The sequence below is a fragment of the Sphingomonas bacterium genome (assembly GCF_903643035.1).
Lineage (GTDB): Bacteria > Pseudomonadota > Alphaproteobacteria > Sphingomonadales > Sphingomonadaceae > Sphingomonas.
Genome location: NZ_CAHJWW010000119.1, coordinates 1 through 8,812, shown reverse-complemented (window position 1 = coordinate 8,812; position 8,812 = coordinate 1). Strand labels below are relative to the sequence as shown.

General features: G+C 70.9%; 11 protein-coding genes. 4 read left to right on the top strand and 7 right to left on the bottom strand.

What is annotated here, in order from left to right; genetic code table 11:
• From HUV01_RS08865 to HUV01_RS08840, 6 genes are all read right to left on the bottom strand, one after another.
• The coding region (locus HUV01_RS08865) for a hypothetical protein (protein ID WP_174297924.1) at window positions 1-223 on the bottom strand (223 nt) is incomplete at its 3' end.
• A 55-nt stretch (window positions 224-278) separates the two neighbouring features.
• Entirely contained in the window at window positions 279-1,763 is a 1,485-nt protein-coding gene (locus HUV01_RS08860; protein WP_174297923.1) for an NAD(P)(+) transhydrogenase (Re/Si-specific) subunit beta, read from the bottom strand.
• Between the two features lie 95 nt (window positions 1,764-1,858).
• Window positions 1,859-2,170 carry a proton-translocating transhydrogenase family protein gene (locus HUV01_RS08855; RefSeq protein ID WP_174297922.1) on the bottom strand — a complete coding sequence of 104 codons (312 nt, stop codon included), beginning with the start codon at window positions 2,168-2,170 and terminating at the stop codon, window positions 1,859-1,861.
• 132 nt (window positions 2,171-2,302) lie between these two features.
• Complete coding sequence (locus tag HUV01_RS08850) at window positions 2,303-2,701, bottom strand: endonuclease domain-containing protein (RefSeq protein ID WP_254606520.1); 399 nt, start codon at window positions 2,699-2,701, stop codon at window positions 2,303-2,305.
• A gap of 68 nt (window positions 2,702-2,769) precedes the next feature.
• Window positions 2,770-3,912, bottom strand: coding sequence for an NAD(P) transhydrogenase subunit alpha (locus HUV01_RS08845; protein WP_174297921.1), 1,143 nt, complete (start codon window positions 3,910-3,912; stop codon window positions 2,770-2,772).
• A gap of 2 nt (window positions 3,913-3,914) precedes the next feature.
• A complete protein-coding gene (locus HUV01_RS08840; protein WP_254606519.1) occupies window positions 3,915-4,040 on the bottom strand; it encodes an aa3-type cytochrome c oxidase subunit IV in 126 nt (41 codons plus the stop codon).
• A 162-nt stretch (window positions 4,041-4,202) separates the two neighbouring features.
• Here HUV01_RS08840 and HUV01_RS08835 point away from each other — a divergent pair, with 162 nt between their 5' ends.
• The 3 genes from HUV01_RS08835 to aguB all read left to right on the top strand — a co-directional run bounded on the left by HUV01_RS08835 (window position 4,203) and on the right by aguB (window position 7,696).
• Entirely contained in the window at window positions 4,203-5,630 is a 1,428-nt protein-coding gene (locus tag HUV01_RS08835; protein ID WP_174297920.1) for a sigma-54-dependent transcriptional regulator, read from the top strand.
• A 129-nt stretch (window positions 5,631-5,759) separates the two neighbouring features.
• A complete protein-coding gene (locus HUV01_RS08830; RefSeq protein ID WP_174297925.1) occupies window positions 5,760-6,719 on the top strand; it encodes an agmatine deiminase family protein in 960 nt (319 codons plus the stop codon).
• Window positions 6,720-6,820: 101 nt separating this feature from the next.
• Window positions 6,821-7,696 carry an N-carbamoylputrescine amidase gene (gene aguB, locus HUV01_RS08825; RefSeq protein WP_174297919.1) on the top strand — a complete coding sequence of 292 codons (876 nt, stop codon included), beginning with the start codon at window positions 6,821-6,823 and terminating at the stop codon, window positions 7,694-7,696.
• Window positions 7,697-7,771: 75 nt separating this feature from the next.
• On the opposite strand, the gene HUV01_RS08820 is transcribed toward aguB, so the two are convergent.
• Window positions 7,772-8,371: a glycine zipper 2TM domain-containing protein gene (locus tag HUV01_RS08820; RefSeq protein WP_174297918.1), complete on the bottom strand. Its 600-nt coding sequence runs from the start codon at window positions 8,369-8,371 to the stop codon at window positions 7,772-7,774.
• 157 nt (window positions 8,372-8,528) lie between these two features.
• On the opposite strand from HUV01_RS08820, the gene HUV01_RS08815 reads away from it, so the two are divergent.
• A partial coding sequence (locus HUV01_RS08815) for an AIR carboxylase family protein (protein WP_174297917.1) occupies window positions 8,529-8,812 on the top strand: 284 nt, incomplete at its 3' end.

Here is an 8,812-nt window from a genome sequence, read left to right as displayed (position 1 = left end):
CCGCGGTCGCCTCCTCGCTCGCCAGGCGCGCGATCGCGGGGAGGACGCAGGCGAGCACCGCGTCGGCGACGCCGGCCGCCTCCACGATCAGCAGCGCGGGACCGGAGCCGGCAAGCTCGGCGTCGGCGGTGGACCAGTCCGTCTCCGGCATCGCCGCCAGCCCGACGAGACGCGCGGCCAGCCGCGCGTCGTCGCGCCCCTGTCCCTCGTCCGCGACGATCATGCCGGTCGCATCCGGTCGGCGCCTGTCGCTCCGGTGCCTGTCGCTCCAGTGCCTGTCATCCCAGCGCCTTGACGATGTCGTCGACCATCTTCTTGGCGTCGGCGAGCAGCATCATCGTGTTGTCGCGATAGAACAGCTCGTTGTCGACGCCGGCATAGCCGACCCCGCCCATGCTGCGCTTGATGAACAGCACCGTCCTCGCCTTTTCCACGTCGAGCACCGGCATGCCGTAGATCGGCGAGCTTCTGTCGGTCTTGGCGGCGGGGTTGGTCACGTCGTTGGCGCCGATCACGAAGGCGACGTCCGTCTGCGCGAACTCGCCGTTGATGTCCTCCAGCTCGAACACCTCGTCATAGGGCACGTTCGCCTCCGCCAGCAGGACGTTCATGTGGCCGGGCATCCGCCCCGCGACCGGGTGGATCGCGTATTTGACGCGCACGCCCTCCTTCTTGAGCAGGTCGCCCATCTCGCGCAGCGAGTGCTGCGCCTGGGCGACCGCCATGCCATAGCCCGGAACGATGATGACCTGTTCGGCCTGGCCCATCAGGAACGCGGCGTCCTCTGCCGAACCGCGCTTCCACGGCCGGTCGATCGCGGTGCCGCCGCCTGTCGGCCCCGCCTCCGCGCCGAAGCCGCCGGCGATGACGCTGACGAAGCTGCGGTTCATCGCGCGGCACATGATGTACGACAGGATCGCGCCCGACGAGCCGACCAGCGCGCCGGTGATGACCATCGCGGGATTGTGCAGCGTGAACCCCATCGCCGCCGCCGCCCAGCCCGAATAGCTGTTCAGCATCGACACCACGACCGGCATGTCCGCCCCGCCGATCGGCACGATCAGCAGGAAGCCGATCGCGAACGACAGGACCGTGATCGTCCAGAACACCCATGCCGACTGGTCCTGCGTGAACCAGGCGATCAGCGCGAGGATGCCCGCGATAAGCCCGAGATTGATGAGGTGGCGGCCGGGCAGCATGATCGGCCTGCCGCCCATGTTGCCGTTCAGCTTCAGGAACGCGATGACGGAGCCGGAGAATGTGATCGCACCGATCGCGACGCCCAGCCCCATCTCGATCCGGGAGACGGGCAGGATGGCGCCGTCCAGGCCGACGATCCTGAACGCGACCGGGTTCAGGAACGCCGCCGCCGCCACCAGCACGGCGGCGAGACCGACGAGGCTGTGGAACGCGGCCACCAGTTGCGGCATCGCCGTCATCGCGATCCGCCGCGCGGTGACGATGCCGACCGCGGCGCCGAGCGCGATCGCCGCGAGGATCTCGACCAGCGTCACACCGTCCAGCCGCGACAGCAATGCGTGGTGATCCTCCCCGTCGAGCGAGCCGACCGCGATCGCCGGGATGACGGGCGCGTGCGTCAGCAGCGTCGTGACGACCGCTATGCCCATGCCGACCATGCCGAAGCGGTTGCCGCGCTGGCTCGACGTCGGGCTCGACAGCCCGCGCAGCGCGAGGATGAAGCACGCACCCGCCACGAGATAGGCGAGCGCCGCCCAGGAGTTCACCGAGCCTGCGTGTTCCATCCCACCCCGTCCCCGTTGCCTGTCACGCCAGCGGATGCCGGCATGTCACGTCACTTGCCTGGGCCGACCGCCCCGCGCGATGCGGCAGGCCGACGCTATTCGTGCCTCGCCGCCGGCCGGTCCTTCTTCCTGTACATCGCCAGCATCCGCGCGGTGACGGCGAAGCCGCCGAAGATGTTGACGCTGGCCATCACCACCGCCAGCAGCCCCAGCGCCTTCGACGCCGCCCCCGACCGGTCGAGCACGACCGCCGCGCTGGCGATAAGCGCGCCGACGATGATGACGGACGACACAGCGTTGGTGACCGCCATCAGCGGCGTGTGCAGCGCGGGCGTGACCGACCAGACGACGTAATAGCCCACGAAGCAGGCCAGCACGAACACCGACAGGATCGAGACGAAGTCCATGTCAATGCTCCAGAAGCGGGCTTACTAGAAGGGTGGCAGTCGTTGCCACAAGCGATGTCGAGACCGCGAGTGCTGCTCCAAAGCCGATGAAGAACCGTCGCGAGGGCAAACGGCTACAATCCATAGGATCGATCATTCTTGATCCTCCCCGGAACGGGGAGGGGGACCGCCGGGCGAAGCCCGGTGGTGGAGGGGCGTCGATGCGAGTGCAACGATCGATGCCGCGATCCCGTCGGCGTCTCGGAGCACATCGCGCGCGAGGACGCGGACGACCTTGATGCCCGAGGCGACGATATACTCCTCACGCACTGCATCGCGCTGTGGCGCGTCCATCATCGAATGCACTTCTCCATCGACCTCGAACGCGAGACGCACGGCGGCACAATAGAAATCCAGAGCATATGGTCCGAGCGGATGCTGCTTGCGGAACTTCATGCCGCAGGGCGAGCCTCGCAGCCGCTGCCATAGCAGAACTTCCGGGTAGCTCATCTCCCGTCGCAGCTTGCGGGCGCGCTCGACGTTCGGTGGCACCTTGGAGGCCGACGCCCCTCCACCACGCCGCTCGCGCGGCGCGGTCCCCCTCCCCGAGACGGGGAGGATCAAGAGAGCAGCCTCGCGTTCACCACGCGCCCGCCGCGCGTCAGGCGGATCGCGTCGCCGATCTCGTCGCCGTCGGGCAGCACGGGGCGGCCCGCATCCTTGTTCCAGAACGCGGCCAAGAAGTTGAACAGGTTGCGCGCATACAGCGCGGAGGCGTCCGCCGGCAGGCGGGAGGCGACGTTGCGGTGGCCGACCAGCCTGACGCCGTGCCGCTCCGCAACCTCGCCCGCGACCGAACCCTCGACGTTGCCGCCCTGCTCGACCGCCAGGTCGACGACGACGCTGCCCGGCCGCATGCTGGCAAGCTGCGCGTCGGTGACCAGCCGGGGCGCAGCGCGACCGGGGATCAGCGCGGTGGTGATGACGATATCCTGCCTGGCGATATGGCTCGACACCAGCGCGGCCTGCGCTGCCTGGTATTCGGCGCTCATCTCGCCGGCATAGCCGCCCGCGCCCTCGCCCTCGATCCCCGCCACCTTCTCGACGAAGACCGGCTTGGCGCCCAGCGACATGATCTGCTCGCGCGTCGCGGAGCGGACGTCGGTCGCGGACACCTGCGCACCCAGCCGCCGCGCCGTCGCGATCGCCTGCAATCCCGCGACGCCGACCCCCATCACGAACACGCGCGCCGCCGAGATGGTGCCCGCGGCCGTCATCATCATCGGAAAGGCGCGGCCATATTCCCCCGCCGCGTCCAGCACCGCCTTGTAGCCGGCGAGGTTGCTCTGCGACGACAGGATGTCCATCGACTGCGCGCGGGTGATGCGCGGCATCCACTCCATCGCCAGCGCCTCCACGCCCGCCGCGGCATAGCCTTCCACGCGGGCGCGGCCCTGTTCGCGGCTCGGCCCGAACGGATCGAGCGCGCCGACCAGCCACGCGCCCGTCGCCACGCCCGACAGGCCGTCCGGATCGGGTCCCTGCACCGCCAGCATCAGTTCCGTCCCGGCCAGCGTCGCCGCCCGGTCCGCCACCGTCGCGCCCGCCGCCGCATAGTCCGCGTCCGCGATCGAGGCGGACAGGCCCGCCCCCGCCTCCACGGCGACCGCGGCGCCCATCGCGACGAGCTTGCGGACCGTCTCCGGCGTTGCGGCGACACGGCGCTCGCCCCGCGCGGTCTCGCGAAGGATGCCGATCCGCACGCCTATCTGGCGATCAGCCAGATCACCATGGCGACGATCGCCGCCACCGCCACCGCCCCCCATTTCATCGTTCCGATCAGCCCTCCATAGGTCGCAACCTGGCTCTTGATGTCGGCGTCCTTGACCATCCCGATCCGTCCCGCTGTTCGTGTTCGCCCCGATCCTAACCGCGCTTGTTCCCGCCCTCAAGTCCTCCACCCTGCCTATGGCCGGGTGGCGCCCGGGCGACGCTTAAGCGCAGCTTTACCCAATGGCGTTACACGCCGGTCCCAAGACGGGGGATCCAATCGATGACGCGCAACGGCCAGCGCCTGCTCCTGCTGATCGACGACGAGCCCGCGCGGCGGCGGCTGGTGGCGGCGCTCGCATCGCGTGGCGGCTGGCGATCGGTCTTCGCGACGGACGGCGAGATGGGGATCGCGACGCTCGGCACGCAGGACGGGATGCAGCTCGACGCGGTGCTGCTCGACGACAGGGCGCCGGACGCCGATGCCACGCCGTTGATCGCGGAATTGCGCAGCCGTCGTCCGTCGTTGCCGATCCTGTTGATCACGGCCGATGGATCGGTCGCGCATGCGGTGTCGGCGATGCGCGCGGGGGCGACCGACTTCCTCGTCAAGCCGCTGGCGCCCGAGCGGCTGCTCGCCGCGCTGGAGGCGGCGGTGGCGGGGACGGCCGCGGGCGAGCTGCGGCCGTTGACCGAGAAGATACCCGCGCTGCTGGCGTTTGAGGAGATCGTCGGGTCGTCGCCCGACTTCCGCGCCGCGCTCGCGATCGCCGCCAAGGCCGCGCGTGGCCGCGTGCCGGTGCTGATCGAGGGAGAGAGCGGGGTCGGCAAGGAAGTGGTGGCGGAGGCGATCCACGCCGCCTCCCCGCGCTCGCGCAGGCCGATGACCTGCGTCGCGTGCGGCGCCATCCCCACAAACCTGATCGAGTCCGAGCTGTTCGGGCACGAGACCGGCGCCTTTCCCGGCGCGTTCGAGCGCAGGACCGGCCGTTTCGCGGAGGTGGACGGGGGAACGGTGTTCCTGGACGAGATCGGCCGCCTGCCGCTCGACGCGCAGGCCAAGCTGCTCCAGCTGCTCCAGACGGGCACGGTCCACGCGCTGGGCGCGCGCCACCCGCGCGAGGTGGACGTGCGCATGATCGTGGCCACCGACACGCGCCTGTTCGAGGAGGTGGAGGCGGGTCGCTTCCGCGAGGACCTGTACTACCGGCTCAACGCCGTTCAGGTGACGATCCCGCCGCTGCGCGAGCGTACCGCCGACATCCCCGCGCTCGCCCGCCACCTGCTCGCGCGCATCGCGCAGCAGCCGGGACTGCGCGCGCTGGGCATCACGGAGGACGCGCTGGCGCTGCTCGGCATCTACGACTGGCCGGGCAACGTGCGCCAGCTCCAGAACGCGCTGTTCCGTGCCGCGGTGCTGTGCGAGGGCGCCGCGCTGACCGCCGCCGACTTCCCGATGATCGCGCAACTGGGCCGGCAGCGGCTGGCGCCGGTGCGCGCGCCGCTCGCGATGGCGACGTCGGGCGGGGTGACGCTGTTCCGCGCCGATGGCAATCTGCGCGCGCTCGACGAGATCGAGGCCGATGTGATCCGCCTCGCGATCGGCCACTATCGCGGCCGGATGACGGAGGTCGCCCGCCGGTTGGGCATCGGCCGCTCGACGCTGTACCGCCGGCTGGGCGAGCTGGGGATCGACAATGCCGCGGCCTAGGCCGCTCCATCCGGTCCCGCCGCCCGCTTGCACCGTCACCTGCGGCCTGTCACACGGCCGCATCGCCGCCACAGGATCGCCCTTGCTTCCCGCCTGCGCTCCCCGCCATTCCGCCAGAGTCGACCGATGATGCCGCCGCCCGCCGAATGGGCGCCGCATCGCGCGGTATGGATCGGCTTTCCTAGCCACCGGGAGCTGTGGCTGGACGACCTTGCGCCCGCCCGCGCGGAGGTCGCCGCCTTCGCCTGCGCGGTTCATGCCGACGGGCGCGGCGAGCCCGTGCTGCTGGTCGCCGCCGACCGCGAGGCGGCCGACGCGGCGCGCGACGCCGCCCCATTCGCCCGCGTGGTGGTGCAGCCGTTCGGCGATATCTGGCTGCGCGACACCGGACCCATCCTGCTGTCGGCGCTCGAAGGCCGGGCGTTCGGCTTCAACGGCTGGGGCGGGAAATACGACCTGGCGGGCGACGAGGACATCGGCGAGCGGCTGGCGGCGGGGGAGGGGATCGCGGCGCGGCGGTGCCGCTGGGTGCTGGAGGGCGGCGCGATCGACGGCGACGGCACCGGCCTCGTCGTCACGACGCAGCAGTGCCTGCTCAACCCCAACCGCAACCCGTCGCTGTCGCGCGACGACATCGAGGCGCGGCTGGCGGACGACCTGGGCTTCGAGCGGGTGTTGTGGCTGGGCGAGGGGCTGGTCAACGACCATACCGACGGGCACGTCGACAACCTCGCGCGCTTCGTCGCGCCCAACCGGCTGGCGCTGCCGGTCGCGCAGGAGAACGATCCCAACTGGCGCGTGTACCAGGACGCGCGGCTGCGCGCGGAGGCGGCGGGGGTGGAGGTGGCGGCGATCCCGTCGCCCGGCCGCGTGCTGCGCGACGAGCAGATCGTGCCGGCGAGCTACATGAACTTCTACATCGGCAACGCGGCCGTGGTGGTGCCGCTGTACGGCGCGGCGAACGACGAGGCGGCGGTGGCGGCGATCGGCGCGCTGTTCCCCGATCGCGCGGCGGTGGGCCTGCGTGCGGACCACATACTGACGGGCGGCGGCAGCTTTCACTGCATCAGCCAGCAGGTGCCGGCTTAGCGCCTCACCCTCGATACCCCGTCACCCCGGCCCCTTTGGCGAAGCTCAGGTCAGGCTTGTGCCGGGGTGACGATCCTATTCGCCTCGCCTACACCTTGCCCATGACCGCCATCACCGTCGCCGCGCTTCAGCTCGGCTTCACGCCCGACATCGACCGCAACATCGCCGCCGTCTCGCGCCTCGTCCATGAGGCGGCGGCGCGGGGCGCTCAGGTGATCCTGCCGCCCGAGCTGTTCGAGGGCGAGTATTTCTGCCGCACCGAGGACGAGGGACTGTTCGCGAACGCCGCGCCGGTGACGCAGCACAAGGCGGTGCTGGCGATGCAGGCGCTGGCGGAGGCGCTACGCGTCACCATCCCCACCAGCTTCTTCGAGGCGGACGGGCCGCACCACTACAACTCGCTCGCGATGATCGGTCCGGACGGCGAGGTGCAGGGCGTCTATCGCAAGAGCCACATCCCCGACGGCCCGGGATATGAGGAGAAGTTCTATTTCCGCCCCGGCAATACCGGGTTCAAGGTGTGGCCCGGCCCGGCGGCCGCGCCGGACGCGACGCTGGGCGTCGGCGTGTGCTGGGACCAATGGTATCCCGAGGCCGCGCGCGCGATGATGCTGATGGGGGCGCAGGTGCTGTTCTACCCCACCGCGATCGGCAGCGAGCCGCACGACACCTCGCTCGACACCGCCCGGCTGTGGCGGCGTGCGATGGTGGGCCACGCGGTCAGCAACGTGGTGCCGATCGTCGCCGCCAACCGCGTCGGCACAGAGCCCGGTGGCGAAGAGGGGGGGCAGACCTTCTACGGCACCAGTTTCATCGCCGACGAGCGCGGCGACATCCTAGCGGAACTCGGCCGCGAGGAAGAGGGCGTCATCACCGCGACGATCGACCTCGCGCGCGTGCGCCGCCACCGCGCCGCGTTCGGCTTCTTCCGCGACCGGCGGCCCGACCTGTACGGACGGCTGGTCGAGGATAGCTAGCCGGCCCGGATGGACGGGCGTTCGCATTCTCCCGCGAAGGGCGGGAGCGGACCGTCAGGCCCGCCCCCGATCCGATCACTTGCAGCTATAGCCGTTGCCGCTGTTCTGGTCGACCGACTTGCCCGCCAGCGCGCCCAGCGCGCCGCCGATCAGCGTGCCCGCCACGCGGTTGCGCCCGCCGTCGATCACGTTGCCCAGGATGCCGCCGCCGGCCGCGCCGAGGATGAGCCCCGTCGTGCCGTCCTTGCGCTTGCAGTAGTAGCGCCCGTCCGACCCGCGATAGACCTGGTCGCTGGAGGACAGCTGGCGCGGCTGGTAGCTGGCGTCGTCGCGATAGTCGCGCGCCGCGTCGTAGTTCGTCGCGAAGCGGCCGTCGTCGTCGCGGGCATCCGGCCGATAGCCGCCCTGCTGATAGCCACCCTGCTGATAGCCCCCCGGGGGCGGGGGCGGCGGGGGCGGATAGCCCGGACCCTGGTCGTAGCCGGGCCGCGCATAACCGTCGCGGCCGGCCACGCGATAATAGCGGTCGCGCTCGCGCTGGTAGAGGTCGGTCTCGGCACGATAGCGCGCCTGCGCCGTGTTCCACCGCTGCTGGTCCGACCGGCTCTGCGCCACGACGGGCGCGGCGACGACCGGCGCGATCGCGAGCGCCAGCCCCAGGTACAGTCTCTTCATTGCGATATCTCCCGCTGATGCGCGCCCGTCACCGCGACGGACGCCGATTGGCAGCCGTCGCCGGGCATAGCGCGCGAATCCGCACTGATTCCTGAACGACGCGATCTGGTGCGCCAGGTCGGTTGCCGGGCGATGCCCGCCTCGCTACCCGGTCGACATGACAGCATCCGCCACGACGGCGCCGGTCGTCGGCATCATCATGGGATCGACCTCCGACTGGGAGACGATGCGCTACGCTGCCGCGACGCTCGACGCGCTCGACGTGCCGCGGGAGGCGAGGGTGGTCTCCGCGCACCGCACGCCCGGGCGGCTGTACGATTACGCGATGGGCGCGGCGGCGCGCGGGCTGAAGGTGATCGTCGCCGGCGCGGGCGGCGCGGCGCACCTGCCGGGCATGGCGGCGGCGATGACGTCGCTGCCGGTGCTCGGCGTCCCCGTGGA